This is a genomic window from Gemmobacter fulvus (assembly GCF_018798885.1).
Taxonomy (GTDB): Bacteria; Pseudomonadota; Alphaproteobacteria; order Rhodobacterales; family Rhodobacteraceae; genus Gemmobacter; species Gemmobacter fulvus.
Window position 1 is genome coordinate 139704 of sequence record NZ_CP076361.1, and the last position, 15599, is coordinate 155302.

The window sequence follows — 15599 nt, forward strand, 5'->3', positions numbered from 1 at the left end:
GGTCAGGCCATCCAATTGCCGCCATCGACCCCGAAGGTCTGCGCGGCGATATAGTCAGCTTCTGGCGTGGCAAGAAAGATCGCCATGCCGGTGAGATCGGCGGCAGTGCCCATGCGGCCAAACGGGACCGAGGCGCCGACGATGCGTTTCTTTTCGCCCAGCGGGCGGTTCTCATAACGGGCAAACAGGCTGTCGACGTGATCCCAATGTTCGCCCTCGACCACGCCGGGGGCGATGGCATTGACGGTGATCCCATGCGGGATCAGGTTCAGCCCGGCGCTTTGCGTGAGCGAGATGACGGCGGCCTTGCTGGCGCAATAGACCGCGACAAGGCTTTCGCCACGCCGCCCGGCCTGACTGGCCATGTTGATGATCCGCCCGCCTGCGCCGCGCGCGATCATGTGCCGGGCGGCTGCCTGCATACAGAACAGCGTGCCCGCCACATTCACCGCAAACAGCTTGTCATAGGTGGTGCGGGAAATATCGGCGAAGGGTTGGGCATCGAACAGGGCGGCATTGTTGATGAGGATGTCGAGTTTCCCCATCTTCTCGATCGCCTGCGCAAAACCTGCCTCGATGCTGGCCTGATCCGTCACATCCATCTGAACCGCATGGGCCCCGGGGCCGAGGCGGGCGGCAGCTTCGGCCACCGCCGTGGCGTTGATATCCGCCAGCGCCACCTGCGCGCCTTCGGCCAGATAGGCGCGGGCAAATTCCAGACCGATGCCGCGCGCCGCCCCGGTGATCAGCGCCGATTTCCCGGCGAGCCTCATGCCATGGCCTTTCCGTCCGGGCCAAAGCGGTAGATCTTGCCCGGCTGCGGGGACAGGCTGACCGCATCGCCATGTCGCAGCGTCAACTCGCCACTGGTGCGCACGGTGATCGGGCCCAGCTCCGGCACATCGACCCGCAGGAAGGTATCGGAGCCGAGATGCTCTGACAGGCCGACCACACCGTGCCAGATGCCGCCCGGCCCTACGTCGATATGTTCAGGGCGCACGCCCATGGTGGTGGCCCCGTGTTTGGCGGCCTCTGGCCCGGCCAGCAGGTTCATCTTCGGGCTGCCGATGAAACCGGCGACAAACAGGTTGGCCGGGTTACGATACAATTCCAGCGGGCTGCCGACCTGTTCGATCCGGCCTGCGTTCAGCACCACGATCTTGTCGGCCATGGTCATCGCCTCGACCTGATCATGGGTCACATAGATCATGGTGGTTTTCAGCGTCTGGTGCAGTTCGGTGATTTCCTGCCGCATCGACACGCGCAGGGCGGCATCGAGGTTGGACAGCGGTTCGTCGAACAGAAACGCCGCCGGTTCGCGCACGATGGCGCGGCCGATGGCCACCCGTTGCCGTTGCCCGCCCGACAGCTGGCCCGGCTTGCGGTCCAGATAATTGGTCAGGTTCAGGATCTTGGCCGCGCCATCGACCTTGCGTTCGATCTGCGCCGGTTCCATCCCCGCCATCTTGAGCGGAAAGGCGATGTTCTTGCGCACCGACATATGCGGATAAAGCGCATAGGACTGAAACACCATGGCGAGACCGCGCTTGGCGGGCGGCAGGTCGGTGGCGTCGTGGCCATCAATGGCGATGGCCCCCGACGAGGTATCCTCCAGCCCGGCAATCAGCCGCAGCAGGGTGGATTTGCCACAGCCCGACGGGCCGACGAACACCACGAACTCGCCATTGTCGATGTTCAGGTCAAGCGCGGGGATGACGGTCACGTCGCCGAAGGATTTCGTGACTTTGGAGAGGGTTATCTTTCCCATGACGGCCTCATTTCACCGCGCCGAAGGTCAGGCCGCGGACAAGTTGTTTCTGGCTGAACCAGCCAAGGATCAGGATCGGGGCAATCGCCATGGTGCTGGCCGCGGAAAGCTTGGCGTAGAACAGGCCTTCGGGGCTGGAATAACTGGCGATGAACTGGGTCAGGGGCGCTGCGGCAGAGGTGGTCAGTTGCAGGGTCCAGAATGCCTCGTTCCAGGCGAGGATCACGTTCAGCAGCATGGTCGAGGCAATGCCGGGCACCGCCATCGGCGTCAGGATATAGAGGATTTCCGCCTTGAGGCCCGCCCCGTCCATCCGCGCGGCTTCCAGAATTTCGCCGGGGATTTCCTTGAAGTAGGTATAAAGCATCCAGACCACGATCGGCAGGTTGATCAGCGTCAGGATGCCCACCAGACCGATCCGGGTATCCAGCAGCCCGGTATCGCGGAACAGCAGATACATCGGCACCAGCACACCCACGGCGGGCATCATCTTGGTGGACAGCATCCACATCAGCAGATCCTTTGTGCGCTTGCCGGGCACGAAGGCCATCGACCAGGCCGCAGGGATCGCGATGATCAGCGCCATGAGGGTGGAGCCGAACGAGATCACCACCGAGTTCCAGAAGTGCCGCCCGTAGTCGGAGCGATGCTGCACCTCGGCATAGCTTTCCAGTGTCCAGGGGGCGGACAGCATCGCCAGTGGCGTCTTGATCGCGTCGCCCTCGGACTTGAAGCTCATCAGGATGATCCACAGGATCGGAAAGAAGATCAGAAATCCGATGGTCCAGGCCGCAACCGTGACAACGGCGGTGCGTGTGGCGGAGGTTTTGCGTGACATCTCTCAGGCCTCCAGGTTCTTGCCGATCATGCGCATCACAAAGAACGCAACGATATTGGCGAGGATGACAGCGATGATCCCACCCGCAGAGCCGCCGCCCACGTCGTAGTTGAGCAGGGACTGGGCATAGACGAGATAGGGGATATTGGTCGACGCCGTGCCGGGCCCGCCATTGGTCGTCACCAGAATTTCCGCAAAGACCGACAGCAGGAAAATTGTCTGGATCAGCACCACAACGGTGATCGACCGGGTCAGATGCGGCAGCGTCAGATAGATGAAACGGCTGGTCCAGCTTGCGCCATCCATCTCTGCCGCCTCCTGCTGTTCACTGTCCAGCGATTGCAGGGCGGTCAGCAGGATCAGGGTAGAGAAGGGCAGCCAGCTCCACGCGACCATGAGGATGATCGAGGCCAGCGGTGCCTGCGACAGGAAATCATAGGGCTGCATCCCCAGCGCCTTGGCGATATGGGCGAACATGCCGTTCACGGGGTTCATGAACATGTTCTTCCACACCAGCGCCGACACGGTGGGCATGACGAAGAACGGCGCGATCACCAGAACCCGCACGATGCCTTGCCCCCGGAAGGGCTGATCCAGCAGCAGCGCGAGCGCGATGCCCCCGATCACCGTGATCAGCAAGACCCCGACCACCAGGATCAGCGTATTGCTCAGCGCCTCAAGGAAGGCGGAATTTGTCAGGAAATAGTAGTAGTTATCGAAACCTGCAAAGCTTTCCATGCCGGGATTGAGCAGGTTGTAGCGCAGGAAGCTGAAATAGATCGTCATTGCCAGCGGCACGATCATCCATGCCAGCAGCAAGATCACGGCGGGCGACACCATGAGGCGCGCGGCGATCCGAGAGTGTTCGGTAGCCATGGCGTTTCCTTGAAAGGGTCGGTGAACGGGGAAAGGTCAGCACCGGCGCGGGCGACAGCCTTCGGGTCGGGTGGGCCGCTTCCTGCCAATGCAGGGCGCCCGGATATGGGGTGCGGGGCCGGAGAGAGGCCGGCCCCGCCCTTGGGAGGTGGATTACTTGATGTAACCCGCCTTGGTCATTTCGGTGGTGGTGATTTCCTGTGCCTTGGCCAGCGCGTCCTCGACCGAGAGGCTGCCTGCAAGGGCCGCCGAGAACTGCTGCCCGACTGCCGTGCCGATGCCCTGGAATTCCGGGATCGCCACGAATTGCACGCCGACATAGGGCACTTCATCCACGGTCGGTTCGGTCGGATCTGCCGCATTGATGCTGTCGAGCGTCATCTTGGCAAAGGGCACTTTCTGGTATTCCGGGTTCGCATAAAGCGAGGCGCGGGTGCCGGGCGGCACATTGGCCCAGCCTTCTTTCGAGGCGACCAGTTCCAGATACTCTTTCGAGGTGGCCCAGGCGACAAAGCTCTTCGCGGCATCGACCTTCTGTGTGCCTGCCGGAATACCGAGATTCCAGGCCCAGAGCCAGTTGCCGCGCTTGCCTTTGCCGGTATCAGGGGCGAGCGCGAAGCCAACCTTGTCGGCCACCGTCGATTCCGCGCCCGTCACGAAGGAGGCGGCCACCGTGGCGTCGATCCACATACCGCATTTGCCTTGCTGGAACAGCGCGAGGTTTTCGTTGAAGCCATTGTTCGAGGCACCGGGAGGGCCATACTCGTTCATCAAAGACAGGTAATCGGTAAGGGTGGCCTTCCAAGCCTCGCCATCGAACTGGGGTTTCCAGTCCATGTCGAACCATTTTGCACCATAGCTGTTGGACATGGCGGTCAGGAACGCCATGTTTTCGCCCCAGCCTGCCTTGCCGCGCAGGCAGATGCCGTAGACTTCGTTGCCCTTGTCGGTCATCGCGGCGGCAGCGGCCTTGATGTCATCCCAGGTCGGGGCTTCAGGCATCGTCAGCCCGGCCTTTTCCATCAGGTCGGTGCGATACATCACCATCGAGCTTTCGCCATAGAACGGCGCGGCAACCAGATTGCCATCGACCGTCAGGCCGTTGCGGATGGCGGGCAGAAGGTCGTCCACATCATATTCGGCGGGCAGGTCGTTCAGCGACACCAGCCAGCCCTGCTTGCCCCAGATCGGCGCCTCATAGGTGCCGATGGTCATCACGTCGAACTGGCCGCCCTTGGTAGCGATGTCGGTGGTGACTTTCTGGCGCAGGACGTTTTCTTCCAGCGTGACCCACTCGACTTTGATTTCGGGGTATTTCGCGTAGAAATCATCCATCAGTTTTTGCATGCGGATCATGTCGCCGTTGTTCACGGTGGCAACAGTGATCGTGGTTTCGGCCAGCGCGGCACCCGCGAGGGTGAGCGAAACCGACGCGCCAAGCAGCGCGCGAAGCGTCAGTGACATCAGTATCCTCCCTGAAAGCGTATGAGCAAATCATCGCTTGGTGGGTAAATGCTCATATATGGGCCAGAGTCGTCAAGCCCTCTCTTCCGCCGCAGATGCGAAGGCGCGGGCGTCAGGATTTGGAAAGAAGGGCGGCGGCTGTGGCTTCGTCGGTGATCAAGCCATTGAGAATACGCGACTTCAACGCGCCCAGAATTGCAGGCACCTTGGATGCGCCCGCAGCAACGCCGATCGAGGGACGATCCAATTCCGGCTCGACCCGAACCCCGCCGGTGCGATCATTTGTCCCAAGGTTGAGGTATTGACCCTGCGAATCAAACACCCAGCCCGCCACTTCGCCTGCGGCCCCTGCCGTTACCATCTGCGTCAGCTCTGCCGCCGTCACAAATCCATCGGCCAGCAGCGGGGCATCGCCGCCCATCTGGCCCACGCCGACAAAGATCACATCGGCGGCGCGGGCCAGTTCGGCCACCTTGCGCACCGGGGCCAGCGCGTGAAACGCCTCCTTTTCGGCAGGCGTGGGCGAGATCACCGGCACCGGCATCGGGTAATGCGGTGCGCGCACCTTGTCGGCAATGCGCATCACCACGTCAAAGAAACTGGCCGAGCCATCGGGGGCGATATTGCCGATCAAGGACACCAGCCGATGCTGCGGCGCATCCATCGGCCCCATCGCATCCACCATGCCGCGCATGGCGCGCCCGGTGCCAAGGCCGATCACCAGCGGGTCAGGCATGCGCAGGAACCGTTCCAGTTCGGCCGCGGCGGCGGGGGCAATGGCGCGCACCGGATCGGCCCCGGGGCCAAGCCCGGGCACCACGCGGCAGCGGGTCAGGCGGAAGCGGTCGCGCAGCGCCGCCTCCAGATCCAGACAGGCCCCGATCCGATGGTTCAGCCGCACCTGGATCAGCCCGTCCGCCATCGCCCGGCTGACCAGACGCTGCGCCCGCTGGCGGCTGACCCCAAGCTCCGAGGCGATCTGATCCTGCGTCAGCCCGCCGACATAATAGAGCCAGCCTGCACGGGCGGCCTCGTCCTGCAAGGTGGGTTCGGGGTCAGCGCGGCTCATGTGCATCTCTGAAAATCGGGGTGAAGGGACAGGAACGTGGCAAAGCTGGCGAAATGGCGGTGTGGGCGGGCGTCATCGGGTTCGGGGGGCACGGGCACGGCACCCTGCGCCCCAGCCATATGGCTGCCACCGGTGAAACGCCAGACCTCCATCCCGGCGGCAAGGCCCGCACGGATGCCGGTCAGGCTGTCTTCGATCACCAGACAGCGCTCGGGTGCCACACCGCAGTGCGCGGCGGCCAGATGGAACAGATCCGGCGCCGGCTTGCCCCGCGCCACCATGGAGGCGGTGAACAGCCTTGGCCCGACCAGATCACCCAAGCCCACCAGCCCCAGCGATTTCGCAACCCGGATCGGGCTGGAGGAGGTGGCAACGCAATAGGGCAGGCGCAGCCCGTCAATCGCGGCGCGCACATGCGGCATGATGCGCAACTCGGTCTCGAAGGCCGCGAGCAGCGCCGCGCGGTACTTCGCCTCGAAATCCTCGGGCAGATCCAGCCCGAATTCGCGCCGGATCGTTGCCATCACCGTGGGATAGCTGCGGCCCAGAAAGTGGCGCGACACATAGTCGAGATCAATGCGCACCCGCAGCTTGGCCAGTTCGGCAATCAGCATCCGAGCGGAAATGATCTCGCTGTCAATCAACACGCCATCGCAATCAAAGATCACCAGATCGAATCTGGTGCCAAGCGGTGGGACAGGGGGCGCGGACATGCTCATGCTGCCCGGTTTAGCGGCAATCGTGCAGCAAAAACAACGGTCTTGCCCGCTGCGGTGCAGCGACGGGGATCAGAAGCCCACGTCCTCGCTGCCCTGCTGCCAGGTTCGTGCCAGGTTGCCGAAGCGGGTAAAGCGGCCCTCGAAGCTCAGCTCCACCGAGCCGATGGGCCCGTGGCGCTGCTTGCCGATGATGACTTCGGCCTTGCCATGCACCTGTTCCATGACCACCTGCCAGGCGGCCATCTTTTCCATCTCGTGATCGCCGGGCTTTTCGCGTTCCTTATAATATTCATCACGATAGACGAACATCACCACATCGGCATCCTGTTCGATCGAGCCGGATTCGCGCAGGTCGGACAGCTGCGGGCGCTTGTCCTCGCGGCTTTCGACGCCCCGGCTCAACTGCGACAGGGCGATGACCGGGATGTTGAGCTCTTTGGCTATCGCCTTCAGGCCCTGCGTGATTTCGGACACTTCCTGCACCCGGTTGTCGCCCTTGCCGGTGCCTTTCAGCAGTTGCAGGTAGTCGACCATCAGCACATCAAGCCCATGCGTGCGCTTGAGCCGCCGCGCCCGCGCTGCCACCTGCGAAATCGGCAGGGCGGGCGTGTCGTCGATATAAAGCGGGCAGGCCTCCAGCGCCTTGGCCGCCTCGACGAAACGGCGGAATTCGGTTTCGGTCATGTCGCCACGGCGGATCTGCTCTGACGGCACTTCCGAGGCTTCCGACAGGATCCGTGCCGCCAGCTGTTCCGCGCTCATCTCGAGGCTGAAAAAGCCGACAACCCCGCCTTCGACCGCGCCCTCATGCCCCTCATGGGTGCGGCCCCGCTTGTAGGCCTTGGCAACATTGAAAGCGATGTTGGTGGCCAGCGAGGTTTTGCCCATCGACGGGCGACCGGCGAGGATCAGCAGGTCGGACGGATGCAGCCCGCCCAGCTTCTTGTCGAGGTCGATCAGCCCTGTAGAAATGCCCGCCAGACCGCCGCCGCGCTGATAGGCGGCATTGGCCGAGTTCACCGCCTCGGTCACGGCCTTCAGGAAGGACTGGAAGCCCCGTTCCGCCACGCCCTGTTCGCCCAGCTTGTAGAGGCGCTGTTCGGCTTCGGTGATCTGCTCACGCGGCTCCGAGGCCACTTCGACCTTGGCCGCCTTGGCCGAAATATCGCGGCCAAGCGAGATCAGCTCGCGCCGCACCGCCAGATCATAGATCATCTGCGCATAATCGCGCGCGGCAAAGGCCGAGATCGCCGCCCCGGCCAGCCGCACCAGATAGGACGGCCCGCCCAGTTCCTTCAGCCCCTGATCGTCCTCCAGAAACGCCTTGAGCGTCACCGGCGAGGCGAGGGCGTTTTTCTGGATGCGGGCGGCGGCAATCTCGAAAATGCGCTGGTGCACCGGATCAAAGAAATGCTCGGCCTTCACCAGGCTGGTGATGCGGTCATAGACATCATTGTTGGTCAGGATCGCGCCCAGCAATTGCTGCTCGGCCTCGATGTTATGCGGCAGGGCTTCAGTTTCGGTGGCGGGGGCAGCCGGAAGCTGGTTCTGCCTGATTGCTGCAATCTCGTTCATGACGCCTGCCTCTGTTCTGATCCGGGTCTGTGTCCGGTTGATCCCACCCTTTCGGATAGGCTGATCCGCCTTCTGGCGCAACGTGTTCGCAACCCGGTTTATAAGCCGGTGGATAAGCTGCGCCGCAGGGGCGCAACCTGTGTCAGGTGATGGGTCATCCTACCACATGATGTGGCATGCGGGCAAAAAATTCGCCGAAAGTCGATTCGGATCGGGCATTATCCCCAAACCACCCACAGCCCGCAGGCCAAGGGTCGGCGGCTATTTGCCACCGGCCGGATCAGGCCTTGCGGGCGTCCTGCCAGGCGCGCGGCGCCTTGAGAAAGGACTCGACCTCGGCCAGCGTTTCCGCATCGAACGAGCCTTGCGCGCGGGCCTCGGCCAGCACGTCCCACCAGGTGCAGAGGTGGTGCAGTTTCACGCCATGCGCGCCCAGCTTTGCCTCAGTATCGGGGAAAATGCCGTAATAGAAGATCACCGCCGTATGGCCGCAGGTGGCGCCGGTTTCCCGGATCGCATCGACGAAGGACAGTTTCGAGCCGCCATCGGTGGTCAGATCTTCCACCAGCAGCACGCGCTCGCCCTCGGTCATCACGCCTTCAATCCGGGCGTTGCGGCCATAGCCTTTGGGCTTCTTGCGCACATAGGTCATAGGCAGCGCCAGACGTTCGGCCACCAGCGCCGCAAACGGAATGCCTGCGGTCTCGCCGCCGGCGATATTGTCAAACGCCTCGAACCCCGCTTCGCGCATCACGGTGACCGACAGGAAATCCATCAGCGTGGCGCGGATACGCGGATAGCTGATCAGCTTGCGGCAGTCGATATAGGTGGGCGACGGCAGGCCCGAGGCCAGCGTGAACGGTGTCTGCGCATTGAAATGCACGGCCTTGATTTCCAGCAGCGCACGGGCGGTCAGGCGGGCGATTTCGTCTTTCGGCGGGAAGGCGGTGGGGATCATCATGCGGTCCTTTATATCGGGATTTCAACCGGATGCGCCTCGCCCCTCAGGCCATGCGGCCAGGGGCGGAGTGCATCGCGGTGCCTCAGGCTTCCACGTGCCAATGCAGCGGGAAGCCCGGATCAAAGACGGTCACCGGCCCGGCTTCGGTCAGGATCTTGTCCGGGTAGGTGTGGGCGCTGTCCTGTTTCACCATGCGGATCGTGGTCTCATTCACCGGCAGGCGATAGAAGGCCGGGCCATTGCGGCTGGTGAAAGCCTCCAGCCGATCCAGCGCGCCTTCGTCTTCAAACACATGCGCGAGGATCGGCATGGTGTTGGTGGCGGTGAAACAGCCCGCGCAGCCACAGGCATGTTCCTTGAGCGCATCGACATGCGGCGCGGAATCGGTACCCAGAAAGAAGCTGGCCTCGCCGGAAGTCGCCGCCGCGCGCAGCGCCAGACGGTGCTTTTCACGCTTGGCAACCGGCAGGCAGTAGTAATGCGGCTTGATGCCGCCCACCAGCAGGTGATTGCGGTTGATGACAAGGTGGTGCGTGGTGATCGTTGCCGCCAGATCCGGGCCACCGGCGCGGGCATAGGCAACGCCGTCTTCGGTGGTGATATGTTCCATCACCACGCGCAGGCCCGGCGTGGCGCGGCGCAGCGGATCCAGCACGGTGTCGATGAACACCGCCTCGCGGTCGAAGATATCCACCTCGGGCGTGGTCACCTCGCCATGCACGCACAGCGGCAGGCCGATCTCGGCCATGGTCTCCAGCACCGCGCGCACGCGGTCGAAATCGCGCACGCCGCCATGGCTGTTGGTGGTGGCCCCGGCGGGATAAAGCTTCACCGCCTTGACCAGACCGCTGGCATGGGCCGCGCGCACATCGGCGGGATCGGTGCCTTCGGTCAGATACAGCGTCATCAGCGGCTCAAACTGCGCGCCTTCCGGCAGGGCGGCAAGGATGCGGTCGCGGTAGGCGCTGGCCTGTGCGCCCGTCACCACGGGCGGCACCAGATTGGGCATGATGATCGCGCGGGCAAAGTGGCGCGCGGTTTCGGGCAGCACGCCTTGCAACATCGCGCCATCGCGCAGATGCAGGTGCCAGTCATCGGGGCGGATGATGATGATTTGCTGGGTCATGGCCGTGCGGCTACCGCAAAGGGCGCGGTTTTTCCAGAGGGTTTTTCAGCCGGGCGGCTCGGGCCGTGCTGGACGGCCTTTCGGGCGGGCGCTAGGCTTGCCGCTGTCAGCGCGAGGGCGGATCACGGCGGGTGCCAGGACGGCCTCACCTGACTGGACAGGGCGCGCTGCGCGAGATTGCGAAGGGTGCCTTTCAATATGACGGGAGATCGGTATGAAATTTCTGATTGCGGCGCTGGTGCTGGCCGCCACTCCGGCGCTGGCGCAGGAGGTGGATTGTGCCAAGGCCGTGGCGCAGATGGAGCTGACCTATTGCGCCGAACAGGAATGGATGACGGCGGATGCCGATCTGAATGATGCCTATGGCGCGGCGCGCGATCTGATGCGGCAGGTAGATGCCGGTCTGCCCGAGGATCAGAAAGGGGCCGAGGCCAATCTGAAGGCGGCGCAACGGGCTTGGATCACCTTTCGCGATGCGGCCTGCGCGGCGGAAGGCTACATGATGCACGGCGGATCGGCAGAGCCGATGGTGATCTATGGCTGCCGGGCGCGGCTGACTGAAAGCCGCGCCGAAGATCTGTGGCAGCTGGCCGGATCAGAATAACCTGGCTCACTCCTCCGGCAGCAGGGCAAGGCCGGTGTCGGCCTCCAGCTCTGCCAGTCGGCGGCGGAACCGCGGGGCGGCCATCCGCCGCGTGACAGACCGGCAGATCATCGCTTCGCGGTGCGGGTGGCCGGTGGTGTCGGCATGATGCAGGATATTCTTCAGGTATGGCCCGAAAATCCGCCGCTTGCGCCAGAGCGTGGCAAAACTGGCGCGCGTCAGGCGGCCTTCACCGGCCAGATCAATCACCTGCGGCAGCACATCCATGGCGGCCAGCGCGTGATCGACCCGCTCTCCCAGAAAGGGGGTGCGCAGCGGGGTGACGAAGGGTTTGCTGAGCAGGGCCGCGTGCATCGCATCGGCGGTCTGATGCGGATCAAAGATCACGAAAACATCGCCGGTGCCTTCGATCATGTCCGGCGCATAGCCATACCGATCGGTAAAACACAGCCGCCGCTGCGCCAGATGGCGGCGATCCCAGCCGGCAATCGCCGGATCCAGCGTGGCGCGCGGCTGCACCGCGACAACGCTGGCCCCCGGCGCGCAGACGGAAAACGCACAGGCCGCATAGCCGCCCGGACCCGCGCCATAGATCACCACCCGGTCAAAATCCTCGAAGAAGGCATCATCGACCAGCCGGTCGAAATAGCGGTAAACCCGGTCGTCGCGATACCAGGTCTCGCCATCCGCGATCAGGCACAGATGCGACCAGCCTTTGGCTTCGGCCAGGGTGCAGCCCATCGGCATCTGACGCGGAGTGGCGCGCAGGGTGTCCAGCGATTCGAAGGTGACCAGCAGGGTCGATCCTTCATCGACAAAGAAGGCCCAGTGCTTGTCGCCCAGCGGTTCGAAATAACCGCTGTCCTCGCAGATTTCCTCCATCCGCGCGCACCAGCTCGCCAGATCCGTGGCTTGCGAGGCATCGAAATGCGAGTCGGTCTGTGCTGCGTCTGCGGTCATGCTTCTTGCCTGTCAGTGATCCGGGAACGCCGGAGTGTCCTCTTTAGATCGCAATTTCCGGTGTCGAAAGCGGGCACAGAAAAGGGCAGGGCCATGGCAATTCGCAGAAGTTTTGAAACAAATGCCGGGCATTGTTTCCGCACTACCGCGTGGCAAAGCGTCAGGATGCGGTGACGCTGCGCATCCTGACGGGGCAATCCAATGGCTCACGCGGCCTCGTCATCGGGCACATCGGCGTCGCCGTCATAGCCTGCGCCATCGGCGGCAATCGCCGTTTCGCCCAGCGCCATGCGGTTGCGATGCGCCTCGATCTTCTGTTTCATCTCGGCGAAATGCGGGTCGGCATGAAGTTCGGCGATCTTGCTCTGATGCCAGCGGACCGCGCGCTGGTGCAGCGTGTTCAGGCGGCGGTCCGCCAGCAGATCGGCCATCCAGCCTGCGGTGGCGGCGTCATAACGGCGGATCAGGTCGCAGGGCTCGTCATTGCAGTCATTATGCGCCCAATAGTCGAATTCCATCTTGTCATTGACATGGTTCACCTTGCCGCGCGCCGATTTGACCAGAAAGCTGTCCAGCGCGCGCAGTTGGTAATGGTTGACCTGCGCCACCGAATAATCCGCCTGCACATGCAGCTTGGATCTGCCCATGTCGACCACAACGCCGCCCGGCAATTCGCGGCGGATGTCGCGCCCGAGGTCCGGCGAGACCACGGGCGTATGCACCCCAAGCCGGCTCAGATGCTGGACAATATCGCCCCGGAACAGCGTCTTGGGAAAGGCATAGGGCTGCGCCTGCGGTCCCGTTGCCCAGTTGGCACGCAGGAATTGCGCGGTGATCGGGCCTTCGCGGAACTCTTGCTGGCCGCTGGTGCCAAAACGCCGCCACGGCACCGAGATTGCCTCCACATCCGGGCTTGCGGTGGCAACCAGCGCGCGGGCCGATCCATCGCCGGCGCGCGAGGCCAGAAATTCATCGGCATCGCAGACGTAAAGCCAGTCCGCCTTCTGCACCGCCTCGAACCGCATGGCCTGCCGCAGGGCGCGGCGCTGGATCGACTGACCGGGTTTGTAGCGGGTGGGATGATGCTGGGCGAGGCCCATGCGTTCCATCCGGCGCACCATCTCCGAGGTGGTATCCTCGCAGTCATTGGTGCAGATCACCAGATGGTCAAAGCCCAGCGCCTTGTGATGGGCGACCCATTCCACAAGAAACGCGCCTTCGTTTTTCATCGTGGTGATGACAGCATATCCGCCATTTGTCATGCGGCACTCCTCATGCGGGGGCGGGAAACATCGGTCAATGTTCCGCCTCGCCACTGTGTTCGACGGTAAAAAAGAAATCAGGTGCCATCGGGGTCAGATGCAGATCCGGTGGAATGACACCGGGGCCCGCCGCAAACACGGCAGAGCCGAAATGCTGTTGCAGCCGACACAGGGTCTGCATCCGGTCGCCCGTCAGCTCGGCATAAAACTTGCGGTAGTTCTCGGTCGCCATCAGCTTGGTGATCTTGGCGCGGTGGCAAGCCACCGAATGCTCATGCGCGGCGCGGATTTCGGGATCGGCCAGCAGGCTGTCCATCTCGGCCTGAAGCCGGGGGATCATGCGCTGGATCGAGCGGTCCTCGCAGGCGTTGTGGTTCATGCGGAACCAGTAGTTCAGCCCCTGATCGCGGTCGACATGGTTGACCCGGCCCCGGTCGCGCTTGACCAGAAAGCTTTCGGCCGAGCGCACGGCATAATGGTTCAGCTGCACCCAGTCATAGCCATAGGTTTCCAGCGTGGAGCGCCAGGCATTGCGATAGGCCTCGATCGGCATCGGCTGGCCCGAGCCGTTCAGCCAGCGCACCTCGTTCCACAGATCCGGGCGCAGCCCCTTGGGCCGATGCACGCCCAGTTTCTTGTAAAGGTCGACATTGCGGAACAGCGTCTTGAAGCCCCAGGCCTGATGCGGTTTGCGCACCACTTCGGGCGCGCAGCGGCTGAACTGTTCGATCAGGAAGCGGTCATCGTAGCCCTGCACATCGGCATTGCCGAACAGCCGCCACGTCAGCGAAATCATGTTCGCCGTGCCCATCGCCTCGTAGAGGGATTTCAGCGTGCCGTCGCCGATCTTGATGTCGATGAACTCATCGACATCCATGCAGATGCCCCAGCCGCAATTCTGCATGATCGGCTCGGCCTCGGCCGCCTGCAAGGCCGCGTGCTGCGGCTTGAGGTTCATGCTGCGGAACGGGTTTTCACGGTGCTGCACCAGCCCCTTGCGTTGCAGCAGGTCCAGCATCGTATCGGTGCCATCGGTGCAGTCATTGGTGTAGATGAGAAAATCATCCACACCGATCATGCGGTGATAGGCCAGCCATTCCAGAATGAACGGGCCTTCGTTCTTCATCGTGGTGACGATGGCGGTGCGCCCGGCATCGGCGGCTGCCACGGGGGCGGTGCGCGGGGCCGACACCGGCGCGCGCACCGGATTGTGGCCCAGCGGGCCGGTGGCCAGCGCCAGCAGGCTTGCATCCTCGATCAGCGAGGATTTCGGGGCCAGCTCGCCCGAGGTGCGCCCCGGCACCCGCAGGGCCATGGCGCGGTGAAAATGCGCAACCCCTTCTTCGTCGGGCTTGGCATAGCTGACCCGGACCATGCGCCAGCTGTTTTCCAGCCCGGCCTTCTGTGGCGCCACGCCCCAGCGCGCCATGCCGCGCCGCCCGTCGAACTGGCGGCAGATATGGTCGCCAAATCGGGCATCACGCCCTGCGCGCACCCGCCATGGGTAGATGCGATGCCCCACCAGCAGGATCACCCCCGCCGGTGCCCCGGCACACAGATCAAAGGCCGAAGGAGTCTCTTCGCTGCGCGGCGCCAGAATATCGGTGACATCAAGGGTCAGTACGGCGCGGGCTTCGGCCAGAAAGCGCCATTTCGCCAGCTCATAGATAATGCCTTCGCCCAGCGGGCTGCGCCAGGGATCGGGGGCAGGGCGTTCCATCCGGTCTTTGCCCGGCGCGTCGGGGGCGAGATACAGATGGTTTTCCGGCTCCACCCCCGGTTTGCCCAAGGGCACCGGGCAATCCAGCACCACCACGGTGATCGGTGTATCCTTCAGGGCAGCCAGCAGATCGATGGCAAAGGCATCGGGCGTGGGGCCGGGCAGGCGGTTGACGATCAGCGCCGCCTCCAGCCCGTGATGGGTGGCATGATAGCGCAGCCCTTCGGCCACCTGCGCGCCGGTTTCCTCCAGGCGGAAACCAAAGCTGGTGTTGCGGCCCCGGAACAGATGGGTTTCCGCTGCAACCGGCGTCAGATCCAGAACCCCGCCATTGGCCAACGCCAGCCGGGGCGGGCCTTCGGCCACCACCAGCGCCGCGCCGGACAGCGACCGCAGCTCAAGCGGCAGGGCGCAGCCGTCGCCGCCGTCGGGCAGGAAGGTCGCAATATCGGTGCCATTGCCGAAAAAGGCGCGGATACGGTCCTCGGTCTGCACGGCATCCAGCAAAAGCGGTACACCCGGCATATCCAGCGCGCGGGCACCAAGGCTGCGGCGCAGCACGACGGCCCCCGGTGCCACAATGACCGGGGCCTTGCGGCGGGCTGTCTGCTGCTTCGGCATGGGGCCGACTGTCCTTTTATGCAATCCGTGCCGAAT

Annotated in this window: 14 protein-coding genes; 1 reads left to right on the forward strand and 13 read right to left on the reverse strand. The window is 63.6% G+C overall.

The annotated features are described in order from the left end of the window. Positions 1 to 2: 2 nt before the first annotated feature. From KM031_RS00595 to pyrC, 10 genes are all read right to left on the reverse strand, one after another. On the reverse strand, positions 3 to 773 hold the full coding sequence (locus KM031_RS00595) for an L-iditol 2-dehydrogenase (protein ID WP_215504293.1): 771 nt from the start codon (positions 771 to 773) through the stop codon (positions 3 to 5). Next, positions 770 to 1768, reverse strand: a complete 999-nt coding sequence (locus KM031_RS00600; RefSeq protein ID WP_215504292.1) for an ABC transporter ATP-binding protein — start codon at positions 1766 to 1768, stop codon at positions 770 to 772. Before KM031_RS00600 ends, KM031_RS00595 begins: the two co-directional genes overlap by 4 nt. Positions 1769 to 1775: 7 nt before the next feature. Then, a complete protein-coding gene (locus KM031_RS00605) occupies positions 1776 to 2606 on the reverse strand; it encodes a carbohydrate ABC transporter permease (protein WP_215504291.1) in 831 nt (276 codons plus the stop codon). A gap of 3 nt (positions 2607 to 2609) precedes the next feature. After that, a complete protein-coding gene (locus tag KM031_RS00610; protein WP_215504290.1) occupies positions 2610 to 3482 on the reverse strand; it encodes a carbohydrate ABC transporter permease in 873 nt (290 codons plus the stop codon). A gap of 153 nt (positions 3483 to 3635) precedes the next feature. Further along, positions 3636 to 4946 (reverse strand): ABC transporter substrate-binding protein, encoded by a 1311-nt coding sequence (locus KM031_RS00615; protein ID WP_215504289.1) that lies wholly within the window; start codon positions 4944 to 4946, stop codon positions 3636 to 3638. A gap of 112 nt (positions 4947 to 5058) precedes the next feature. Then, positions 5059 to 6015: a sugar-binding transcriptional regulator gene (locus KM031_RS00620; RefSeq protein ID WP_215504288.1), complete on the reverse strand. Its 957-nt coding sequence runs from the start codon at positions 6013 to 6015 to the stop codon at positions 5059 to 5061. Further along, positions 6012 to 6728: an HAD family hydrolase gene (locus KM031_RS00625; protein WP_215504287.1), complete on the reverse strand. Its 717-nt coding sequence runs from the start codon at positions 6726 to 6728 to the stop codon at positions 6012 to 6014. Before KM031_RS00625 ends, KM031_RS00620 begins: the two co-directional genes overlap by 4 nt. Before the next feature lie 75 nt (positions 6729 to 6803). Beyond that, on the reverse strand, positions 6804 to 8309 hold the full coding sequence (locus KM031_RS00630) for a replicative DNA helicase (RefSeq protein WP_215504286.1): 1506 nt from the start codon (positions 8307 to 8309) through the stop codon (positions 6804 to 6806). A gap of 280 nt (positions 8310 to 8589) precedes the next feature. Then, positions 8590 to 9267, reverse strand: coding sequence for an orotate phosphoribosyltransferase (locus KM031_RS00635; protein ID WP_215504285.1), 678 nt, complete (start codon positions 9265 to 9267; stop codon positions 8590 to 8592). A gap of 85 nt (positions 9268 to 9352) precedes the next feature. After that, complete coding sequence (gene pyrC / locus KM031_RS00640; protein WP_215504284.1) at positions 9353 to 10396, reverse strand: dihydroorotase; 1044 nt, start codon at positions 10394 to 10396, stop codon at positions 9353 to 9355. A gap of 214 nt (positions 10397 to 10610) precedes the next feature. On the opposite strand from pyrC, the gene KM031_RS00645 reads away from it, so the two are divergent. Further along, a complete protein-coding gene (locus KM031_RS00645; RefSeq protein ID WP_215504283.1) occupies positions 10611 to 11000 on the forward strand; it encodes a lysozyme inhibitor LprI family protein in 390 nt (129 codons plus the stop codon). A 6-nt stretch (positions 11001 to 11006) separates the two neighbouring features. Here the strand turns inward: KM031_RS00645 and KM031_RS00650 are convergent, their stop codons facing one another. The 3 genes from KM031_RS00650 to KM031_RS00660 form a co-directional block, all read right to left on the reverse strand. Further along, complete coding sequence (locus tag KM031_RS00650; protein ID WP_215504282.1) at positions 11007 to 11960, reverse strand: FAD-dependent oxidoreductase; 954 nt, start codon at positions 11958 to 11960, stop codon at positions 11007 to 11009. Positions 11961 to 12166: 206 nt separating this feature from the next. Further along, a complete protein-coding gene (locus KM031_RS00655; protein ID WP_215504281.1) occupies positions 12167 to 13222 on the reverse strand; it encodes a glycosyltransferase family 2 protein in 1056 nt (351 codons plus the stop codon). A 34-nt stretch (positions 13223 to 13256) separates the two neighbouring features. Next, complete coding sequence (locus KM031_RS00660) at positions 13257 to 15563, reverse strand: glycosyltransferase family 2 protein (protein ID WP_215504280.1); 2307 nt, start codon at positions 15561 to 15563, stop codon at positions 13257 to 13259. Positions 15564 to 15599: the final 36 nt, after the last annotated feature.